Source organism: Streptomyces sp. CB02959 (assembly GCF_002803155.1).
Classification (GTDB): Bacteria; Actinomycetota; Actinomycetes; order Streptomycetales; family Streptomycetaceae; genus Streptomyces.
The window spans coordinates 157,778-178,852 of the sequence record NZ_NNBP01000021.1 but is presented as its reverse complement, the minus strand read 5'-3'; the positions used below and the strand labels follow the sequence as shown (position 1 = coordinate 178,852).

General features: G+C 73.5%; 16 protein-coding genes. 8 read left to right on the top strand and 8 right to left on the bottom strand.

From position 1 onward, the window contains the following. Positions 1–49 precede the first annotated feature (49 nt). Positions 50–1,144, bottom strand: a complete 1,095-nt coding sequence (locus CG747_RS30620; protein WP_374701841.1) for a sugar kinase — start codon at positions 1,142–1,144, stop codon at positions 50–52. 372 nt (positions 1,145–1,516) lie between these two features. Here CG747_RS30620 and CG747_RS30615 point away from each other — a divergent pair, with 372 nt between their 5' ends. The 4 genes from CG747_RS30615 (at position 1,517) to CG747_RS30600 (ending at position 6,468) form a co-directional block, all read left to right on the top strand. Beyond that, the gene (locus tag CG747_RS30615) at positions 1,517–2,806 is read left to right on the top strand and encodes an amino acid deaminase (protein WP_100605088.1); all 1,290 of its coding nucleotides are present in this window, start codon (positions 1,517–1,519) and stop codon (positions 2,804–2,806) included. A gap of 135 nt (positions 2,807–2,941) precedes the next feature. Next, a complete protein-coding gene (locus tag CG747_RS30610; RefSeq protein ID WP_100605087.1) occupies positions 2,942–4,576 on the top strand; it encodes an amidohydrolase family protein in 1,635 nt (544 codons plus the stop codon). 176 nt (positions 4,577–4,752) lie between these two features. Next, the gene (locus CG747_RS30605; protein ID WP_100605112.1) at positions 4,753–5,964 is read left to right on the top strand and encodes a pyridoxal phosphate-dependent aminotransferase; all 1,212 of its coding nucleotides are present in this window, start codon (positions 4,753–4,755) and stop codon (positions 5,962–5,964) included. Between the two features lie 84 nt (positions 5,965–6,048). Next, entirely contained in the window at positions 6,049–6,468 is a 420-nt protein-coding gene (locus CG747_RS30600) for a hypothetical protein (RefSeq protein WP_100605086.1), read from the top strand. Positions 6,469–6,648: 180 nt separating this feature from the next. On the opposite strand, the gene CG747_RS30595 is transcribed toward CG747_RS30600, so the two are convergent. After that, complete coding sequence (locus tag CG747_RS30595) at positions 6,649–8,466, bottom strand: phosphoenolpyruvate carboxykinase (GTP) (RefSeq protein WP_100605085.1); 1,818 nt, start codon at positions 8,464–8,466, stop codon at positions 6,649–6,651. Positions 8,467–8,704: 238 nt separating this feature from the next. On the opposite strand from CG747_RS30595, the gene CG747_RS30590 reads away from it, so the two are divergent. Continuing rightward, positions 8,705–9,433, top strand: coding sequence for a hemolysin III family protein (locus CG747_RS30590; protein WP_100605084.1), 729 nt, complete (start codon positions 8,705–8,707; stop codon positions 9,431–9,433). Between the two features lie 369 nt (positions 9,434–9,802). Beyond that, on the top strand, positions 9,803–10,429 hold the full coding sequence (locus tag CG747_RS30585) for a TetR/AcrR family transcriptional regulator (protein ID WP_100605083.1): 627 nt from the start codon (positions 9,803–9,805) through the stop codon (positions 10,427–10,429). Here CG747_RS30585 and CG747_RS30580 read toward each other — a convergent pair. The 4 genes from CG747_RS30580 to CG747_RS30565 form a co-directional block, all read right to left on the bottom strand. Next, the gene (locus CG747_RS30580) at positions 10,419–10,859 is read right to left on the bottom strand and encodes a MerR family transcriptional regulator (protein WP_100605082.1); all 441 of its coding nucleotides are present in this window, start codon (positions 10,857–10,859) and stop codon (positions 10,419–10,421) included. The two genes, CG747_RS30585 and CG747_RS30580, sit on opposite strands and share 11 nt — an antisense overlap. A 32-nt stretch (positions 10,860–10,891) precedes the next feature. Continuing rightward, complete coding sequence (locus CG747_RS30575; RefSeq protein WP_100605081.1) at positions 10,892–12,256, bottom strand: amidase; 1,365 nt, start codon at positions 12,254–12,256, stop codon at positions 10,892–10,894. 91 nt (positions 12,257–12,347) lie between these two features. Continuing rightward, the gene (locus CG747_RS30570) at positions 12,348–13,352 is read right to left on the bottom strand and encodes an NADP-dependent oxidoreductase (protein ID WP_100605080.1); all 1,005 of its coding nucleotides are present in this window, start codon (positions 13,350–13,352) and stop codon (positions 12,348–12,350) included. Between the two features lie 145 nt (positions 13,353–13,497). Then, positions 13,498–15,570 carry a thioredoxin domain-containing protein gene (locus tag CG747_RS30565; RefSeq protein ID WP_100605079.1) on the bottom strand — a complete coding sequence of 691 codons (2,073 nt, stop codon included), beginning with the start codon at positions 15,568–15,570 and terminating at the stop codon, positions 13,498–13,500. A gap of 215 nt (positions 15,571–15,785) precedes the next feature. Here CG747_RS30565 and CG747_RS30560 point away from each other — a divergent pair, with 215 nt between their 5' ends. Continuing rightward, positions 15,786–19,067, top strand: a complete 3,282-nt coding sequence (locus CG747_RS30560) for a tetratricopeptide repeat protein (protein ID WP_100605078.1) — start codon at positions 15,786–15,788, stop codon at positions 19,065–19,067. A gap of 180 nt (positions 19,068–19,247) precedes the next feature. Here the strand turns inward: CG747_RS30560 and CG747_RS30555 are convergent, their stop codons facing one another. Further along, the gene (locus CG747_RS30555; RefSeq protein ID WP_100605077.1) at positions 19,248–19,496 is read right to left on the bottom strand and encodes a hypothetical protein; all 249 of its coding nucleotides are present in this window, start codon (positions 19,494–19,496) and stop codon (positions 19,248–19,250) included. A gap of 4 nt (positions 19,497–19,500) precedes the next feature. Beyond that, positions 19,501–20,373 carry a mycothiol conjugate amidase Mca gene (gene mca / locus CG747_RS30550; protein WP_100605076.1) on the bottom strand — a complete coding sequence of 291 codons (873 nt, stop codon included), beginning with the start codon at positions 20,371–20,373 and terminating at the stop codon, positions 19,501–19,503. Between the two features lie 131 nt (positions 20,374–20,504). On the opposite strand from mca, the gene CG747_RS30545 reads away from it, so the two are divergent. Next, on the top strand, positions 20,505–20,921 hold the full coding sequence (locus CG747_RS30545) for a DUF4307 domain-containing protein (protein WP_100605075.1): 417 nt from the start codon (positions 20,505–20,507) through the stop codon (positions 20,919–20,921). The last annotated feature ends 154 nt before the right edge of the window (positions 20,922–21,075 follow it).

The following is a 21,075-nucleotide window of genomic DNA, read 5'->3' as shown; positions in this document are numbered from 1 at the left end:
CTGCCTTCGCCGGGGGCGCACCTGTCGACGGTCTTCTCGCTGCGCTCGTTCACTGCGTGGGTACCTCCTGGTCCGCGGCCTCCCTGGCGTCCGTCCAGCCGGGGCCGAGGTGCAGTGTCCCCCAGGCGTCGTCGTCGAGCGCGGCAAGACGGTCGGCCAGGGCCCGGGAGGGGGGCGCGGCGAGGTCGCCGGGGACGGTGAGGGCGGCGGCGGCCCACAAGTGGCCGTGCCGGACCCGGGTGCGCAGCGGCAGGGCGCGCAGGGCGGCGGAGAGGAATCCGGCGGCGAAGGCGTCGCCGGCGCCGACCGCGGCGACCACGTCGACGGTGGGGGCGGGCACGAGGGTGCCGGCGGGCTCCTCGTCGCGGCCGGCACCGCCCGGGGCGCGCCGGAAGACCAGCGCCCCGGCCTTGCCGAGCTTGACGACCAGGGTCTCCGGTTCGGGCAGCGCCGCCCGGACCGCCCGGGGGTCGGGCAGGCCCCAGGCGGCCAGCGCCTCGTCGGCGCCGACGAACACCACGTCGGCGGTGCGGGCCAGTTCGAGGAGGACCTGCGGGCCCGGCACGCCGGACCACAGGTGCGGCCGGTAGTTGACGTCGAAGGAGATCAGCGGGCGCCCGGGGGCGGCGGGGAGGTCGTCGCCCCCGGCCACCGAAGGAGCTCCGTCGGCGTGGAGCGGCGGCCATGAGGGGTGGTGGTCGGGCGACGGGTGGGACATGAGGGTGCGCAGCAGGGCGAGGCAGTCCGCGGAGAGGGCGGCGGTGATCCCGGAGAGGTGGAGCACCCGGCCGGTGCGGAGGGCGGCCGGGTCCATGGTGTCCGGGGCCATCGCGGAGGCGGCCGATCCGGCGCGGTAGTAGGCCACTTCGTGGGTGTCGGTGGCCCGGTCGCCCGCGGTGCGGAAGTAGATGCCGGTGGGGCGGGCGGGGTCGCGGCGGACCGCGCGGGTGTCGACGCCGTATCCGGCGATCTCCCGGACGAGGTGGTCGCCGAACCCGTCGGCGCCGACCCGGGAGATCCAGCGGGTGGGGTGGCCGGCGCGGGCGAGGGCGCAGGCGACGTTGGACTCCGCGCCGCCGATGGCGCGCTCGAAGGCCGGGACGTCGGCGAGCGGCCCGGGGGCGGTGGGCAGGAAGGTGACCATGGACTCGCCGAGGCAGACGACATCGACGTCCGGGGCGGCGCCGGCCGCCGGGACGGGGGTGGCGCCGGCGTTCGAGGACCTGGTCACGATCGGTTGCGCTCCTTCGCTGTGCCGCCAGTGGGGAGTCCCCTGCCGGGAGCCCGCGGGAGGGCTCGGCGCGGGGTTCGCCGTACCGCGGGGACCGGACCGTCTCCCGGTCGGTGCGGGGCGGGATTTTCCGTCCGCCCGCGGCGCGTTTCGCGCGGTCGGCCCCGACGTTTTCCCACCATTGACCGGGCGATGGCTCGGATGTTAGACAGCTCCAAGCGATATGCGCAATGAGTGTTGCAGAGGGTGCAACACACTCTGCAACACACTCTTCGAGGAGGCTCCATGGCCGGCGAGCGGCTCGCGCAGGAAGTCAAGAACCTCGCGGACGACAAGGTCGATCACCGCTTCAAAGCGCTCCCGCCGGACGCCGCCGGGCACACCGTCGGGGAGCTGGCCGCCGAGCGCCGCAACCTCTTCACCGACGGCTTCACCACCCCCGTCCTGGCCCTCTCCGCCGAGTCGGTCGAGCACAACCTCGCCCTCCTGGAGACCTACACCGACCGGCACGGCCTGGCCTTCGCCCCGCACGGCAAGACCTCCATGGCCCCGCAGCTCTTCGCCCGCCAACTGGCGCACGGCGCCTGGGGGATCACCGCGGCCGTACCCCACCAGGCGCGCGTCTACCGCGACTTCGGCATCCAGCGGATCTTCCTGGCCAACGAGGTCGTCGACGCCCCCGCGCTGCACTGGCTGGCCGGCGAACTGGCCGCCGACCCCGACTTCCACTTCGTCTGCTACGTCGACTCGCTGCGCGGCATCGAGCTGATGGACGCCGCCCTGCGCGCCGCCGAGGCCACCCGCCCGGTGGACGTCGTCATCGAACTGGGTGCCGGCGAAGGGGCCCGGACCGGGGTCCGCACCGAGGCCGAATGCCGCGAACTGGCCGACGCCATCGCGGGCGTGGACACCCTCCGCCTGGTCGGCGTGGCCGGCTACGAGGGCGAGGTGCCGAGCGCCGACCACGAGCGGGTCACCGCGTGGGTGCGCCGGCTGGTCGGGCTGGCCGCCGACCTCGACGCCGCCGGTCGCTTCGCCGACCTCGACGAGATCGTGGTCAGCGCCGGCGGCAGCGCGTGGTTCGACGCGGTCGCCGAGGTCTTCGCGGACCTCCCCGAGCTCTCCGCGCCGGTCCTGAAGCTGCTGCGCTCGGGCGCGTACGTCTCGCACGACGACGGGCACTACCGCCACCTCACGCCCTTCAACCGCGTACCGGACGAGGGCGCGCTGGAGCCGGCCTTCCGGCTCTGGGCGCAGGTCGTCTCCCGGCCCACCCCCGAGCAGGCGTTCCTCAACGCCGGCAAGCGGGACGCCGCGTACGACCTCGACCTGCCGCAGGCGCAGGTCGTGCGCTCCGGCCGGGACGGCACCGTGCGCCCGGCGACCGGCCTCACCGTCACCAAACTCTCCGACCAGCACGCCTGGGTGCAGACCGAGCACGCCGGGGACCTGGAGGTCGGCGACTGGGTCGCGCTGGGTCTGTCGCACCCCTGCACCTCCTTCGACAAGTGGCAGTTGATCCCGCTGGTCGAGCGGGACGGCACGGTCGTCGACTTCGTCCGCACGTTCTTCTGATACCCGCCGGGGGTGCTCCGACCGCCCCGGAGCACCCCCGAGAAACCCCCGAGAGAACCCTGATCACCCCCTGACCCGCCGCCGGCCGACCGGCCCCGGGAGCCCCCGGGAACGCCCGAGAGAGGCAGCCCGCCCATGGACACCGTGCTCCGCGACGTACGCGTCATCGACGGGTCCGGCGGCCCCTCCTACCGCGCCGACGTCGCCCTGGCCGGCGGCCGGATAGCCACCGTCCACCGGGAGGCGGCCGGCGGCCCCCGCCCGTCCGCCGCCCGCACCGTGGACGCCGCCGGGCTCGCCCTCGCCCCCGGCTTCATCGACATGCACGCGCACAGCGACCTGGCGCTGCTGCGGGACCCCGCGCACACCGCGAAGGCCGCCCAGGGCGTCACCCTCGAAGTGCTCGGCCAGGACGGCCTGTCCTACGCCCCGGTCGACGACCGCACGCTCACCGCGGTCCGGGCCCAGATCGCCGGCTGGAACGGCGGGGGCCCCGACGACGACGCCCTCCCCTTCACCTGGCGCACCGTCGGCGAGTACCTCGACCGCCTGGACCACGGCTTCGACGGCGCGGGCATCGCGGTCAACGCCGCCTACCTCGTCCCCCAGGGCACCGTCCGGATGCTCGCCGTCGGCTGGGACGACCGCCCGGCCACCGACGCCGAACTCGACCGGATGCGGCAGCTGGTCGCCGCGGGCCTGGAGCAGGGCGCGGTGGGCCTCTCCTCCGGCCTCACCTACACCCCGGGCATGTACGCCTCGGACGCCGAACTGACCGAGCTGTGCCGGGTGGTGGCCCGCTACGACGGCTACTACTGCCCGCACCACCGCTCCTACGGCGCCGGCGCCCTGGCCGCGTACGAGGAGATGATCGCCCTCACCCGCGAGGCCGGCTGCGCGCTGCACCTCGCCCACGCCACCATGAACTTCGGCGTCAACGAGGGCCGGGCGCCCGAACTCCTGGCCCTCCTGGACGCGGCCCTGGACGGCGGCGCCGACCTCACCCTGGACACCTATCCGTACACCCCCGGCTGCACCACGCTCGTGGCGATGCTGCCCAGTTGGGCCGGCGAGGGCGGCCCGGAGGCGGTCCTGGCGCGGCTGGCCGACGACACCACCGCCGCGGCCGTCCGGCACGCCCTGGAGGTCGAGGGGTCGGACGGCTGCCACGGCGTCCCCATCGACTGGGACACCATCGAGATCTCCGGCGTCACCGACCCCGAACTGGCCGGCTGGGTCGGCTCGACCGTCGCCCGCGGCGCCGCCGAGCGCGGCGTGGAGCCCTGGGACGCTGCCCGCCACCTGCTGCGCGCCGACCGGCTGGGCCCGACGATCCTCCAGCACGTCGGACACGAGGACAACGTCCGGCAGATCATGCGGCACCGGGTCCACACCGGCGGCAGTGACGGCATCCTCCAGGGCGCCAAACCGCATCCGCGGGCGTACGGCACCTTCCCCCAGTACCTCGGCAGGTACGTCCGCGAGCTGGGCGTGCTGTCCCTGGAGGAGTGCGTGGCGCACCTGACCTCGCGCCCGGCCGCCCGGCTGCGGCTGCCCGACCGCGGCCTGGTCCGCGAGGGGTACCGCGCCGACCTGGTCCTCTTCGACCCGGAGACGGTCGCCGCGGGCGCCACCTTCGACGCCCCGCGCACCCTGCCCACCGGCATCCCGCACGTCCTGATCGACGGCCGCTTCGTCATCGAGGACGGCCGCCGCACCGACGTCCTGGCGGGCCGCGCGGTCCGGCGCACCCCGGGCCGGCACGGTTAGCGCCCCCGCCCGCTTCCCCCATCCGGCGTACCGGCCCGAACGGACCGCCGGCGCCCCCGCCACGAAATCAGCACCCGTAATGCGGGGCACACCGGGCGAACGATTCCGCGCCATCCGCCTGCCACGTGGCGAAAACCACCCGGCGGCCGGCGCTACGCGCCCGTAGAGTGGCCGTCATGCAGGTGATCCAGTCAACGAAGCTCGCCAACGTCTGCTACGAAATCCGCGGCCCGGTGCTTGAGGAGGCCATGCGGCTGGAGGCGCAGGGTCACCGCATCCTGAAGCTGAACACCGGGAATCCGGCGGCCTTCGGTTTCGACTGCCCGCCCGAGATCCTGGAGGACATCCTCCGCTCGGTCGGCACCGCGCACGGCTACGGCGACGCCAAGGGCCTGCTCTCGGCCCGCCGCGCGGTGGTGCAGCACTACGAGACCAAGGGCGTCGAACTCTCCGTCGACGACGTCTATCTGGGCAACGGCGTCTCCGAGCTGATCCAGATGTCGATGCAGGCGCTGCTGGACGACGGCGACGAGGTGCTGGTCCCGGCCCCGGACTACCCGCTGTGGACGGCGTCGGTCTCGCTCTCCGGCGGCACCGCGGTCCACTACCGCTGCGACGAGCAGGCCGACTGGATGCCGGACCTCGCCGACATCGAGCGCAAGATCACCGACCGCACCAAGGCCATCGTCGTCATCAACCCCAACAACCCCACGGGCGCGGTCTACGACGACGAGCTGCTGCGCGGCATCGCCGAGATCGCCCGCCGGCACAATTTGATCGTCTGCGCCGACGAGATCTACGACAAGATCCTCTACGACGGCGTCACCCACACCCCGTTCGCCGCGCTCGCCCCGGACCTGCTGACGCTGACCTTCAACGGCCTGTCCAAGGCGTACCGGGTCGCCGGCTACCGCAGCGGCTGGCTGGCGGTCTGCGGCCCGAAGGCGCACGCCTCCTCGTACATCGAGGGCCTGACGATCCTGGCGAACATGCGGCTGTGCGCCAACATGCCGGCGCAGCACGCGGTCGCCACCGCCCTCGGCGGCCGGCAGTCGATCAACGACCTGGTGCTGCCCGGCGGCCGGCTCTTGGAACAGCGCGACACCGCCTACGAGCTGCTGACCCGGATACCGGGCGTCAGCTGCGTCAAGCCGAAGGGCGCGCTCTACGCCTTCCCCCGGCTGGACCCCAAGGTGTACAAGATCAAGGACGACCGGCAGATGGTGCTGGAGCTGCTCCGCGCCGAGAAGATCATGATCGTCCACGGCACCGGCTTCAACTGGCCCGAGCCGGATCACTTCCGCCTGGTCACGCTGCCGAACAAGGACGATCTGGCGGACGCCGTCACCCGGATCGGCGCCTTCCTCGACGGCTACGGACAGTACTGAGCCGCAGCGACTTCTATACGGAACACAACTTTAGACAGAGTCTAAGCTAGGATGGCCTCCTAGACGTTTTCAGGAGGCCGTCCCATGTACGAACCGATCCGCACCAAGTCGGTCCACAGCATGGCCGTCGCCCCGGGGATCCCGCACCGCTCCCGCGAGGAGGAGCTGGACATCCGGCTCGCCGGGCAGCTGACCGCCCTGCTCACCGTCACCGACGAGCTGCACGCCCTGACCGGTTGCGGCGCCGAGCGCGCCGCCCTGGCCTCGGCGGCCGACCGCATCGCCACCGAGGTCGCCCGGCTGAGCGGCCACCACCCGCTGCGAGCCGAACCCACCGACGGAGGCGACCCGGCGCGGATCCCGGCCCTCCAGCAGCGCGCCCACACCCTCGCCGGGAACGCCCTGGCCGTCGCCACCTCGCGGGACGACGCCGGCGCCATCGCACTGGCCGAGGAGCGGCTGGCCGCCCACGACGCCAGCGGCCGGGATCTCGCCACCGCCTGACCGCCACCCGGTGTCCCACCGGGCGCGCCCCGGCGGGACACGCCCGACACGCCCGACACGCCCGAAAACGCCGACAGCGGACCACATACGCCCGCCCGGGGCCCGCACCACTGCGTGCGGACCCCGGGCGGGCGTGACTCGGGCCGGGCGGCGCGCCTCGCGCCGCCCGGCGAGCGAGGACTAGCCGAGCCGCTGCACCAGCGCGCGGTACTCGTCCCACAGCTCCTTGGGCGTGTGGTCGCCGAAGGTGTTCAGGTGCTCGGGGACCAGCGCCGCCTCCTCGCGCCAGACCTCCTTGTCGACGGTGAGCAGGAAGTCCAGGTCCTTCTCGGAGAGTTCGAGGCCCTCGGTGTCCAGCGCACCCTTGGTGGGCAGCACGCCGATCGGGGTCTCGACGCCCTCGGCCGTGCCCGCCAGCCGCTCGACGATCCACTTGAGCACCCGGCTGTTCTCGCCGAAGCCCGGCCACACGAAGCGGCCCGCGTCGTCCTTGCGGAACCAGTTGACGTAGTAGATCTTCGGCAGCTTCGCCTGGTCCTTGTCCGCGCCGACCTTGATCCAGTGCGCCATGTAGTCGCCCATGTTGTAGCCGCAGAACGGCAGCATGGCGAACGGGTCGCGGCGCAGCTCACCGACCTTGCCCTCGGCCGCGGCGGTCTTCTCGGACGCCACGTTGGCGCCCAGGAAGACACCGTGCTGCCAGCTCAGCGACTCGGTGACAAGCGGCACCGCGCTGGCCCGGCGGCCGCCGAAGAGGATGGCCGAGATCGGCACACCCTTGGGGTCCTCCCACTCGGGCGCGATGGTCGGGCACTGGGCGGCGGGCACGGTGAAGCGGGCGTTGGGGTGCGCGGCCGGGACACCGGACTCGGGCGTCCAGTCGTTGCCCTTCCAGTCCGTCAGGTGGGCCGGGGTCTCCTCGGTCATCCCCTCCCACCACACGTCGCCGTCGTCGGTGAGGGCGACGTTGGTGAAGACGGAGTTGCCCCAGAGGGTCTTCATGGCGTTGGCGTTGGTGTGCTCACCGGTGCCGGGCGCAACGCCGAAGAAACCGGCCTCGGGGTTGATCGCGTAGAGCCGGCCGTCCTCGCCGAACCGCATCCAGGCGATGTCGTCGCCGATGGTCTCGACCGTCCAGCCCGGGATCGTCGGCTCCAGCATGGCCAGGTTGGTCTTGCCGCAGGCGCTCGGGAACGCGGCGGCGACGTACTTGGCCTCACCCTGCGGCGGGGTCAGCTTCAGGACGAGCATGTGCTCGGCCAGCCAGCCCTCGTCGCGGGCCATGACGGAGGCGATCCGCAGCGCGTAGCACTTCTTGCCGAGCAGCGCGTTGCCGCCGTAGCCCGAGCCGTACGACCAGATCTCGCGGGACTCCGGGAAGTGCGAGATGTACTTGGTGGAGTTGCACGGCCACGGCACGTCCTGCTCGCCCTCGGCCAGCGGCGCGCCGAGGGTGTGCACGGCCTTCACGAAGAAGCCGTCCTCACCGAGCTCGTCGAGGACCGCCTGGCCCATCCGCGTCATGGTGCGCATCGACACGGCGACGTAGGCGGAGTCGGTGATCTCCACGCCGATCGCGGAGAGGGAGGAGCCGAGCGGACCCATGCAGAACGGGACGACGTACATCGTCCGGCCCTTCATCGCGCCGCGGAAGACGCCCTTCTCACCGGTGAAGATCTCCCGCATCTCGGCGGGGGCCTTCCAGTGGTTGGTCGGGCCGGCGTCCTCTTCCTTCTCCGAGCAGATGAAGGTGCGGTCCTCGACACGCGCGACGTCCGTCGGGTCGGACGCGGCGTAGTACGAGTTGGGGCGCTTGATCGGGTCGAGCTTCTTGAACGTGCCCTTCTCGACGAGCTCTTCGCACAGCCGCTCGTACTCCGCCTCCGAGCCGTCGCACCAGACGACCCGGTCGGGCTGGGTGATCGCCGCTATCTCGTCGACCCAGTCGATCAGGGCCTGGTGCCGGGTCGGGGTGGGAGCCGCGTTGTCGCGCGCCACGATCGCTCCTAGATGAGGGGTTTCTTCGGCTTCCCGTACATAAGTCAAGGAAACCGCTGCTTTTACTTATCTGCCCCTTGGGGGCTGCGACCCGGATGCTTCGTGACCGCTCATCCGGTGCCGACCGCACTCATTTGATCATCCGACCCTGATTCGGTTCTGTCCAGGGGGCACAGTGGTGACCGTCACCACTTCCGGACGAATCCGTAACTTACGGTTGCGTAGGTAGCATTGCGCCATGACTTCCGCGCCTGACGCCGCCGAGAGCCGCCCCCCTGCCGCGCCGTCCGGGACCGATACCGGGTCCGCGGTCGCCTCGGCCGCCGCCGCGCCGCTCAAGCCGAAACTGCGCGGCTGGCTGCACGCCGGAATGTTCCCCGCCGTCCTGCTCTCCGGCATCGTCCTGACCGCGCTCGCCGACAGCCCCCGCGGCCGCCTGGCCTGCGCGATCTACACGGTCAGCGCCTGCCTGCTGTTCGGCGTCAGCGCCCTGTACCACCGCGGCAATTGGAGCCCGCGGATGGACGGAGCACTGCGCCGGCTCGACCACGCCAACATCTTCCTGATCATCGCCGGCACCTACACGCCGCTGACCCTGCTGCTGGTGCAGGGCACCCGCGGACAGGTGCTGCTCTGGGCGGTCTGGGCCGCCGCACTGGCGGGCATCGCCTTCCGGGTCTTCTGGGTCGGCGCCCCGCGCTGGCTCTACACCCCCTGCTACATCGCGATGGGCTGGGCCGCCGTCTTCTTCCTGCCCGACTTCCTGCGCACCGGCGGCATCGCCGTCCTCGTCCTCGTCATCGTCGGCGGGCTGCTCTACAGCGCGGGCGGCGTGATCTACGGCATCAAGCGCCCCAACCCGTCACCGCGGTGGTTCGGCTTCCATGAGGTCTTCCACTCCTTCACCCTGGCGGCCTTCGTCGTGCACTACGTGGGCATCTCGCTCGTCGCGTATTCGCATCCCTGAGGCGGGCCGGAGCCGGTCGGCCGGCCCGCCGGGTCTCCCGGCCGGCTGCCCGGCCACCGCCGCACGCCACCGCGCCCGCGGCCGCGAGGCCGCGGCCACATGCCACGCCAGGGCCGCCAGCCCGGCCAGCACCAGGGCCGTCACCAGCAGGCCACCACCCAGAGGCCACCACCCAGCAGGAAGCCGCCCACGCACAGCACGGCGGCGAGCACGGCATACACATGAATCGCGGGTCGCATCACGAGCCCCCCTCCGAGTGTCACTGACGGTAATCATTCCCGCATCACAGCGTGACACACCCCACCGACAATCAGAGCTCCGTCAATGCGTCATGCGTCGGCCACCCGATCGGCGGGGACAATGAGCCGCATGCTCCCCGCACGCACCTCCGCCACCGCGCCACCCGGTCAGCCGAAGCCCGGACTGCGCGAGCGGAAGAAGATCCAGACCCGGCAGGCGATCCGCCGGGCCGCCTTGCGGCTCTTCGCGGCGCAGGGCTACGACGCGACCCCGACCGACCGGATCGCCGAGGCCGCGGAGGTCTCCCCCAGCACGGTCTTCCGCTACTTCCCCGCCAAAGAGGACATCGTCCTCACCGACGAGTACAACGCCCTGCTGGCGGACGGGATCCGGGCCCGGCCGGCCGGCGAGCCGTTCGCCGAGACCCTGCGGCACGTCACGGTCGGGATCATGCGCGGCATCAGCGCGACCGACCGCGAGGAACTCCTCCAGCGCATCCGGCTGATCCGCGACGTGCCCGCCGTCCGGGGCCGCACCGCGGAACTCACCGCCCGGCACATCGACACCATCAGCACCGCACTGGCCGAGCGCACCGGCCGGCCGGCGGACGACCTGGGCATCCGGGTGATCGGCGCGGCGGCCCTGGCCGCCCTCCAGGAGGCGATGCTGCGCTGGGCCGAGGAAAGCCGGACGGCGAGCCCGGAAGAGCTGATCCACCGGTCGATGGACGTCCTGGCCCACGGGCTCACGCTCTGAGCGAGCGGCCCTCCGCATCCGAACCGCTCCACCCCGGACCGCCCGGCCGGCCCCCGGGCTCCCCCAGGCGCGCGGCCAGCCGCGCCCGCAGCCGGGACAGCCGCGCGATGTGGCCGTCGAGTTCGGCCAGCCGGCGCCGGGCCACCGCCTCGGCGGCCGCGCAGCGCTCCGAGCCCGGATCCGTCCCGATCAGGTCCGGTACGCCCGTCGGCGGCAGGGTGTGCAGGAGGTGCGCGAAGGCCCGGACGTCGCCGACGGTCAGCCCCGCCTCGCGCAGTTCGCGGACGGCCCGCAGCCGGCGGACGTCCTCGGCGTCGTACTCCCGGTGGCCCGACGGCATCCGCCGGGCCGTCACCAGCCCCTGCTGCTCGTAGTAGCGCAGCGCCCGCGGCGTCAGCCCGGCCGCCGCCGCGGCGTCCCCGATACGCATCCGCCGTCCCCCCAGTCCCCCGTGATGGTGCGTCAGGCCGACCGGGCCCGGCGTCCGCCCGTCGGTCCGCCGGGCGCCCCGGCCGTCCCGTTCAGTACCCGCTCGATGCCGTCCGCCCAGGCCAGCAGCGACTCGTCGGCACCGGAGCGGCCCACCAACTGGAGCCCCAGCGGCAGCCCGTTGGCGGCCCGGCCGGCGGGCAGGCTGAGCGACGGCAGTCCGGCGTTGCTCCACGGGAGGCACATGATCGAGCTGCCCGTGGTGGTGAGGCCGGCGGGCGCCGGCCCGGTGGCCGCCGGGGCGATCCACAGGTCGATCCCGGCGTCCGCCCCGTCCGCCGCGAGCCGTTCGCGGAAGGCGGCTCGGCGCTCCCGGGCGGCCTGGTAGGCGGCGTCCCCGATGGGCTGCCCCTGGTGGATGGCGGCCGTGGTCTGCTCCCGGTAGAGGCCGGTGTGGCGCGCGAACCACTCGGTGTGGGCGCGTGCGACCTCGTAGCGGTTCATGGTGAAGAGCTGCTCGACGATCTGCGCGAAGTCGGCCAGCACGGGCACCTCGCGGACCTCGTAGCCGGCCGCCGCCAGCGCCTCCCGCTGGGCCTCGAACGCGCGCAGCGCCTCCTCGTCGGCCCGCTCCAGATAGGGGCCGGCCGGTACGCCCAGCACCGGCGGCCGGACCGGCCCGTCGCCGTCCGCGGTCCGCCATCCGTCGCAGAGCACCGGCGCGGCCAGCGCAATCCCGGCCAGCTCCGTCGCGTAGCACCCGAGGGTGTCGAAGCTGCTCGCGTTCGGGATCACCCCGTCGAGGGGGATCCGCCCGTAGGTCGGCTTGAAACCGACCACTCCGCAGTAGGCGGCGGGCCGGATCATCGAACCGACCGTCTGCGTCCCGATGGCCAGCGGGATCATCCCGGCGGCGACCGCGGCCGCCGAGCCGCTGCTCGAACCCCCGGGCGAATGCGCCGGGTTGTGCGGATTGCGGGTCGGCCCCGGGGCGGTCACCGCGAACTCCGCGGTCACCGTCTTGCCCGCGATCAGCGCCCCCGCGGCGCTCAGCCGGTCCACGACGGCCGCCTGCGCACCGGCCAGCTCCTCGGGCGGCAGCGCCGAACCCGCCCGGGTGGGCAGCCCGTCGACGTGCACGATGTCCTTGATGCCGACCGGGATGCCGTACAGCGCGGGGCGCCCGGCGGGGCCCGGTGGACCGGCCGCGGCCAGCTCCCGGGCCGCCGCCGACAACCGTTCACGGCGCCCCGGCTCCGGCACGAAGGCCTGGATCCTGGGGTCCACGGCGTCGATCCGGTCGCAGGTGCGGCGCACCGCGTCGAGGGGGTCGTCCACACCGGACCGCAGCGCCGCGGCCTCCTGGACGAGCGAGCGGTACCCGAGCAAGGTCGTCACCCTTGCAGGCTACCTCCGGATCGGAATTCACCCGGAGGAATGACAGCACCCGGTACCGCCCGGCAGCGGCCCCTCGCCCGTGGGCCGCGCCTCACAACTCCACCAGTACGGCGCCCAGATGGCGGCCCGCGATCAGGTCCTGGAGCGCCCGCGAGGCCTGCTCGATGCCGTGGAGCCGGGAGTGCGGGAAGGTGAGGGTGCCGTCGCGCAGCCCCTGGCCGAACAGCTCGTTCCACTCCGGGATCAGGTCCAGGTGGTCGTAGAGGGCGACGCCGCGCAGGGTGATGCTCCGGGACAGCAGCGACAGGGTGTCGATCGGCGTGGTGGACGTGGCCCCGTCGGCGAGCTGGGTGGAGAGCGCACCTACGAGGGCGAGCCGGGCGCCGCGGTTGGCGACGGCGATCGCGGCCTGGAGCTGCTCGCCGCCCACGTTGTCGAAGAGCGCGTCGATGCCCTCCGGGGCGGCCGCGCGCAGCTGCTCCTCGATGGGCCCGGCGCCGCGGACGACCACCGCGTCGTAGCCGAACTCCTTGAGCAGCCGGTCGGCCTTCTCCCGCGATCCGGTACTGCCGATGACCCGCGCGGCGCCGCGCAGCTTGGCGATCTGCCCGGCCAGCGAGCCGACGCCGCCGGCCGCCCCGGTGACGAACACCGTGTCCCCGGGTCGCACTTGGGCGCCGCGGTCGATGCCCATCAGGGCGGTGGGCCCCTGCGAGAGGTAGCCGGCCGGGTCGGGCAGCTCGCCGGGGGTGAGGCGCCGGACCTCTCCCGTGTCGAGCAGGGCGTACTCGCGCCAGCCGAGGCGGTGCTCCACCAGGTCGCCGGGCCGGAGGTCGGTCCCGGGGGCGGCGACCACCTCGCCGACGGCCGCCCCGTGGAGCGCCTCGCCGATCCCGAAGGACGGCATGGGGACGGTGGTGACCTCGTCCATCAGGGTGCGCATCACGGCGGCGACGGCCATCAGGGAGTTGCGTACCAGGACCTGGCCCGCCGCCGGTTCCGGGACGGGGACCTCCACGATCTCGAAGAGGTCGTCGGTGACGGGACCTGTGGGACGGGCGGCCAGGCGGACTTCGCGGTGCGTGCGGTTCGTCATGCCCCGAGGCTAGAACTTGACGCACACGTCAAGTTCAATCCGGTCGCTGGTCCTAGGACTTGAGGCGGGGGCGGGGCCGGCCGGGCCGCACGGCGCCGGGGGACACGACGGCAGGCCCTACGGGCCGCGGCCCCGCCGCACCGCCTCAGGACCGCAGCCGCTCCGCCAGTTCCTCCGGGTCCGTCGTCGGCCGCTCGCAGGTGAAGTGCCGGCATACGTAGGCGGCCGGCTTGCCGTCGACCAAGGGGCGCGCCATCAGCAGCGGCACCTCTGCGGCGGCGTCCCCCTCGGGGGCGCCCAGCGCCACCACCGTCCCGGGGGCGGTGCCCAGCAGCGCGGCGCGGTGCAACGCGCGGGTGGCCGGATCGTCCGGCGGGCCGACCACCGCGACCTCGCGCGGCCCGTCCAGGGCGGCCTCGGCGACCGCCAGCCCCCAGCCGATGAAGCGCGGCGCCCGGCTGCCGAGGGCGGTGACGATGCCCAGGGCGCGTTCCGCGGCGTCCCGATGGAGCGCGCTGCCGGTCAGCGCCGCGTACGAGAGCAGCGCCCCGGCCGCGGCGGTCCACCCGGAGGGCGTGGCGTTGTCGGTCGGGTCCTGGGGGCGGCGGATCAGCCGCTCGGCGTCCGCGGCGGTGTCGTAGAGCGTGCCGTCCGGGGCGGTGAACTGCACCAGGACGGTGTCCAGGAGGAAGCCCGCGAACTCCACCCAGACGCCCTCCCCGGTGGCCGAGGCCAGCGCGAGGAAGCCCTCGGCGACGTTCGCGTAGTCGTCCAGGACGCCGGCGTTGGCGCCTGCCGTGCCGTCCCGGGAGGTGCGGTGCAGCCGGGCCTGCCAGTCCATGTGGACGCGGACCAGCAGGTCGGCGGCGTCGGTGGCGGCCTGAACCAGGTCGGGGCGGTCGAAGTAGACGCCGGTCTCGGCGAGTGCGGCGATGGCCAGCCCGTTCCAGGAGGCGACGACCTTGTCGTCGCGCCCGGGGCGGGGACGCTCCGCACGGGCCGCGAGCAGCCGCTCCTTCACCGACGCCGCCCGCTCGACGTCCACCGGGCCGTGGGTGTCGGGGAGTTGGAGCACGGAGGCGCCCTCCTCGAAGGTGCCCTCCTCGGTGACGCCGAAATACGTGGCGGCGAACTCGGCGTCCTTCTCCCCCAGGACGGCGCGCAACTGCTCCGGTGTCCACACGTAGTACGCGCCCTCGGTGTGCCGCCCCGTCCCGTCGTCGCTGTCGGCGTCCAGCGCGGAGGCGAAGCCGCCCTGTTCCGTGCGGAGTTCGCGGACCATGAAGTCGGCGGTCTCCAGGGCGATCCGCCGGGCCAGGTCGCCGAGTCCGCCGGCGGCTGCGCCGTCGGCGGTGGCGCGCCACAGGTGGGCGTAGGCGCGGCACAGCAGGGCGTTGTCGTAGAGCATCTTCTCGAAGTGCGGAACGACCCATTCCCGGTCGACGGAGTAGCGGGCGAAACCGCCGCCGAGCTGGTCGTAGATCCCGCCGCGGGCCATCGCAGCGGCGGTCGACTCGGCCATCTCCAGGGCGCCGGCGGAACCCGTCCGGGCATGGTGGCGGAGCAGGAACTCCAGGACCATGGACGGCGGGAACTTCGGCGCGCCGCCGAACCCGCCGTGCACCGCGTCGCATTCGCGGGTCAGCCCCATCAGGGCGGCGTGCAGCTCCTCGGGGCGCGGGGGCCGCTGGTCCCCCGCGGGCAGCGACTCGGCCAGCGAGCGGCCCGCGAGGTCGGCGACGATCCGGCCGGCGACCTCGCCGACCTCGTCGCGCCGGTCGGTCCAGGCCCCCCGGACCCCTTCGAGGACCTGCCCGAAGGAGGGCATGCCGTGGCGCGGCTCGGGCGGGAAGTACGTGCCGAAGTAGAAGGGCTCGGCGTCGGGGGTGAGGAACACGGTCATCGGCCAGCCGCCCTGGCCGGTGGCGGCCTGCACGGCCTCCATGTAGACGGCGTCGACGTCCGGGCGCTCCTCGCGGTCGACCTTGACGGCCACGAAGTGCTCGTTGAGCAGCGCGGCGACGGCTGTGTCCTCGAAACTCTCGTGGGCCATGACGTGGCACCAGTGGCAGGAGCTGTAGCCGACGCTGAGCAGCACCGGCACGCCGCGCCGCCGGGCCTCCTCGAACGCTTCGGGGGACCACGGCCACCAGTCGACGGGGTTGTCGGCGTGTTGGAGCAGATACGGGGAAGTCTCATGAGCCAGGCGGTTCGGCATGGGGCCATCCTCTCCCAACGGGGCAGCGGATTCCGGGAGAGGCGGGAGTTATCCACAGCCCTGCCGGAAACCGCCCGGACGCGAAACACTGTGGGGACGGCGGTGATCACGCCGGGGCGGGCCGCGAGGGCGCGGGGACGCGCCGGCGGGTAGGGGTGATCCGCCGGCGACCGCTGGACCGCCAGGACTGCTGGCGACTGTTGGAGGGGGATGGCATGCCGGGCGAACTGGCTGGACTGCGGGACGGCCACCGGAAGGAAGCGGACGAGCTGCTGACGCGGACCGTCGAGGAGGAGGCGCGCCGCGCGGGCGGCCGGCTCGACGGGCCGGCGCTGCTCGGCAGAGCGCGGGCGGCCCTGGACGAGCTGACCGCCCCCGCGGCGGAGGAGTACGCGGCATACGTCCGCGCGCTGGACGAGGCGGCGGCCGGCCGGCGGCCGCTCGCGGAGCGGCTGTCGCGCAGGGAGCTGGGCACCCCGGTGGTGGCGTCGGCGGTGGCCGCCGTGGCCGCGTTCGGTGCGGACCTGGCGTACGGCACGGGTGGCGGACCGGCGCTCGGGGCGGGCGCCGCGGCGCTGGTGGCGGGCGCGGCGGCCACGGTCGTGAAGCTGACCGCCGGTCACTTCCCGGCGGCGCACCGCCAGGCCGGGATGCGGGGCCAGCCCGGCGGGCCGGAGCAGCTCCGGCTCCAGTGGCTGACGGCACTGGAGGTGCGCGGCATCCGCCCGTTCCTGGACCAGCAGCGGATGCTGAGCGCGGCGGCCCGGAGCGGCGGCGCGTCCTCCGCCCAGCCCGCGGGGAAGGTCTCCCGGGGGCCGCAGCTGCGCGGTGCGGACCGCAGTGCGGCGGCCCGCCGGCGGTCGGTCCTGGAGCGGTCGTTCGCGCAACTCCCGCAGCCGGACGGCCCGTTCGCCGGGCGGCGGACGGAGCTGGCGCAGATCGCCCAGTGGGTGCAGGCCGGCCGGGCCAGCACGGAGACCCGGCCGATCGTGGTGGTGCTGCACGGCGAGCCGGGCGCGGGCCGGACGGCACTGGCGGTGCGGGCGGCGCATCAGCTGCGCGATCAGTTCCGCGGCGCGTGTCTGGTGGATCTGCGGGGGGACACCCCCGGCGAGGTGCCACTGCCGACCCGGGACGCGCTGCTGCACCTGCTCAACCGCCTGGGCGCGCCGCGCGAGCAGCTGCTGTTCCGCGAGCGCCCCTCGCAGGAGCAGCACGTCAGGCGGCTCACCGAGATCTACCACCAGCATCTGTCCGGGCTCCCGGTGACGGTGCTGCTGGACGACGCCGCGGATGCGGAGCAGGTGCGGGCCCTGGTGCCGGACCGCTCCGACAGCCTGGTCCTGGTCACCTCCCGCACGCCGCTCGAACTTCCCGCGGATCTGGAGGCGCGGGTGCACCAGCTGCCGGTGGCGGCGCTCGACGCGGCGGGCACCGAGGAGCTGCTGCGGTCGGCGGCGCCCGCCGGGGAGGAGCCGGCCGACGGCGCCGGCCCGTACGACGCGCAGTCGATCGACCGGATCTCCGAGCTGTGCGCCGGGCTGCCGCTGGCGCTGCGGGTGATCGGCTCCGCACTGGGCGACCACTCCCCCGCCACGCTGGCGCGGGAGTTGGCGGCGGTCGGCGGGGCGGCACCGGTGGAGCGGGCCCTGGCGCTGCGCTACGCCGACCAGCCGCCGCAGGCCCGGCAGTTGCTGCGCCGGCTGGCCCTGGTGGGCCGGGCGAGCCTGGGCGCGGCCGCCGCGGCGGCGCTGCTGGGGGTCCCGGACGCGGAGGCGAAGCGGCAGCTCACCTCGCTGGCCGAGGCCGGGTTGATCGAGCACGTCCGCGGCGCCCGCTACCGCCTGCACCCCCTGGTGCACCACTTCGCGCACGACCGGCTGACCGACGAGGAGGAGCCGGCCGAGCGCGCCGCGGCCCAGGAGCGGCTGATCCGCGGCTACGCGGAGCTGGCCGACGCGGTGATCCGGCTGGTCGACGGCAATACGTCCACCCGCGCCGACCGCTTCGGCCCGCACGGTTTCGCGTCGTTGGACGCGGCCCTGCAGTGGCTGGACGACGAGACCAGCTTCATCACCGCCGCCCTGCGCCACGCCGATCAGGACGTGGACCAGGACACCGTCTCGCACCTGCTGGGCGCGCTGTGCGACTACTGCCTGCTGCGCGGCGACCTCTACCGCCTGGGCGAGCTGAGCGAGCTGACCCGGGCGGCCGGCCAGGGGATGCTGGTCCGCTCGGTGCAGTGGCGGACGGGTGTCGCGGCCCGCCAGCTGGGCGAGCTGGACCGGGCCCGGACGACCCTGTCGTCGGTGGTCGACCTCTATTTCGAGGCGCAGCACCCGGTGGGCGCGGCCCGTGCGCTGCGCGACCTGGGCATCACGCTCCAGCAGCAGGGCAGTCTGACCGAGGCCGCGGCCAAGCTGCGGGAGGCGCTGGACCTCCAGGCCGGTCCCGAGATGCGCGGCGACCGGGCGTGGACGCTGCACGCCCTGGCGGCGGTGGAGCGGGATCGGGCCCGGCTCCCCGAGGCGCTGGAGATGCTGCGGGAGTCGTTGGTGCTCCATGAGGAGAGCGAGAGCCTGCACGGCCAGGCGTGGGCGCACTTCCAGCTCGGCCAGGTCCATCTGCGGCAGGGCGACGTCCCGGCCGCCGAGGCCGCACTGCACGCCGCCCTGGAGCTGTACGGCCGTACGCACGACGACCGCGGTACGGCCTGGGCGATGACCCAGTTGGCGCGGGCTCGGCTGGTGGCCGGCGACCCCGGCCCGGCCGTGGACCAGTTGCGCCAGGCGCTGCCGCTGCACCGCCAGCACGAGGACGCCCGCGGTGAGGCGTGGACGATGTACTACCTCGGCCAGGCGCTGGAGGAGCGGGGGGAGCGCGATGAGGCGCTGCGCCAGCTGGAGCGCTCGCGGAACATGTTCAGTCGGATGCACGACGGCTACGGCCTGGCCTGCGCCCGGCACCACGCAGGCCGGGTGACCCGGGACCTGCGGGCCGAGCAGACCGGTTCGCTGCGCAACAGCGGCTTCGCCCGGCAACTGCTCCAGGACGCCCGGAAGGACTTCCAGCGGATCGGGGTGGCGCACGGTGAGGCGTGGTCCGTGCTGGAGCTGGTGATCGTCGATGCGGGCAACGGCCGGACCGCCCAGGCGCTGGCGCTGGCCGACGAGGCCGGGCAGCTCTTCGCCGGTTACGGCGACCGGCGCGGCACCGACTGGGCGCGGTTCCTGCGGTGCACGCTGCTGCCGTTCGCCTCACCGGGCGGTTCGGTGGTCGGCACGGCGGTGGCGCAGGAGGAGCTGGCGCAGCTGGTCCGGGAGCGGCACGACGGCCGGGACGCCAAGCTGGAGGACTGCGCGCAGACGTTCGGGCTGCTGCTGGAGCGCGGGGTGGAGCCGGAGACGGGGTGGCAGGCATGGCGGCTCGGCATGGTGCCGGACCGGCACGCCCGGGAGATCATGGGCGTGCCGACGGCGCCGGCCGCCGCGGAGTGACGGTGCCGGCGTCTGCCGCTCGTACGGAGCCGGGGCGTCCGGCCCGCGATACGGCTCGCTGACCGCTTGGACCAGCGAGCCGCCGGGCCGGTCGGCCGGCCGCTGCCAGACGGCCGGTTCAGGGACCGCCACCCGGTCCGTACGCCCGCGCGCCGTGCACCGCGGCCCGGCGCCGGGCCGTCAGCTGGTCTTCGGCTTCGGGGCCGCGGCGGCCGGGGCGGTGGTGCCCGCCTGGCCGTCCTCCGCGGACTCCTCGAAGTCCACCTTCCGCATGTGCTTGTTCATGGACTTCATCAGCAGCCACACGGCGCCGCCGATGATCGCGAAGACGATGAAGCCGAGGACGCCGGGGGTCACCTTGTCCTTGTCGAAGTTGTCGGCAAGGGTGACGAAGTGCGTCAGGGCGAGGGTGCTGGTCGCGCTCATCATGGGCTCAATTGTTGCGGATGCCCGCGAAGAGGTCGTCCTCGGGGAGCGAAGTGTCCACGAGCGACTTCGCGAGCTCGTATTCCTCGGTCGGCCAGACCTCGCGCTGGATGTCCATCGGCACCCGGAACCACCCGCCGTCGGGGTCGATCTGGGTGGCGTGGGCGATCAGTGCCTTGTCGCGGATCTCGAAGTAGTCGGCGCAGGGGATGTAGGTGGTCAGCGTGCGCTCGCGCCGCTCGAACTCCTTCCACCGCTCCAGCCACTCACCGTAGGGCGACTCCATGCCGCGCGACAGCAGCGCCTCGTGGAGGGCGAGGGTGCGCGGCTTGTTGAAGCCCTGGTTGTAGTAGAGCTTCTGCGGCTGCCAGGGCTCGCCGGCCTCCGGGTACTTCTCCGGGTCGCCGGCCGCCTCGAAGGCCACCATCGTGATCTTGTGGGTCATGATGTGGTCCGGGTGCGGGTAGCCGCCGTTCTCGTCGTAGGTCGTGATGACCTGCGGCTTGAACTCCCGGATCAGCTTCACCAGGCGCCCGGCCGCGACCTCGACGTCCTGGAGGGCGAAGCAGCCCTCGGGCAGCGGCGGCAGCGGGTCGCCCTCGGGGAGCCCGGAGTCGACGAAGCCCAGCCACTCCTGCTTGACGCCCAGGATCTCCCGGGCCTCGTCCATCTCCTTCTTGCGTACCTCGTGGATGTGCTCCTCGATGTACGGGTCCCCCTGGAGTTTGGGGTTGAGGATGGACCCCCGCTCGCCCCCTGTGCAGGTGACGACCAGCACGTCCACCCCCTCGGACACGTACTTGGCCATGGTGGCCGCACCCTTGCTCGACTCGTCGTCGGGGTGGGCGTGGACCGCCATCAATCGCAGCTGCTCAGTCAAGACTCGATCCTCAGTGAAATGCCGGAGAAGATGCCTCCTATAGTGACCGAAGCGAGGGGGCGCTGTATTCCCTGGGGCGGGGACCCCCCGGGGGCCTGCTTCTTCCCCGGTCCCTATCAGGAGGATGGATCATGAGCGCGGTGCGCGAAGGGCTCCCGGACGGACGCTACGGCCGTTCCGCCGACCAGCGCGCGGACCGCAAGCTCAAGATCATCGGGGCGGTGCTCGGCGCGGCCCTGCTCGGCGTGGTGGGCTGGCTGGGCGTCTCGTACATCTCCGGGCAGGACCTCAGCGGCCGGATCATCACCTGGGACGCGGTCTCCGATCACGCGGTCAAGGTCCACCTCGAAGTCGTCAAGGGCAAGGACGACACCGGCGTCTGCACGCTCCGGTCGCAGGCCACCGACGGTTCCGAGGTCGGCCGCAAGGACGTCACCATCGACCAGCGCACGGGACAGGTCGACACCGAGGTCACGGTGCGGACGACGAAGCGCGCGACCAACGCCGTCCTGGTCGGCTGCACGGGCGCCCCGGCCGGCAACGGCTGATTTCGCACGTCGCGCCGGCGGGGTCCGGTGCTGACCGTCCGGAAGGGCCCGGTGACCCGATCGGCCGACGCCGGCGCGCCGCCGGATCGGCCCTGATCAGCGGTGATGCATTCCTGTGCGACCACTGTGAAATTCCTCTTCCCCCTTTTGTGCC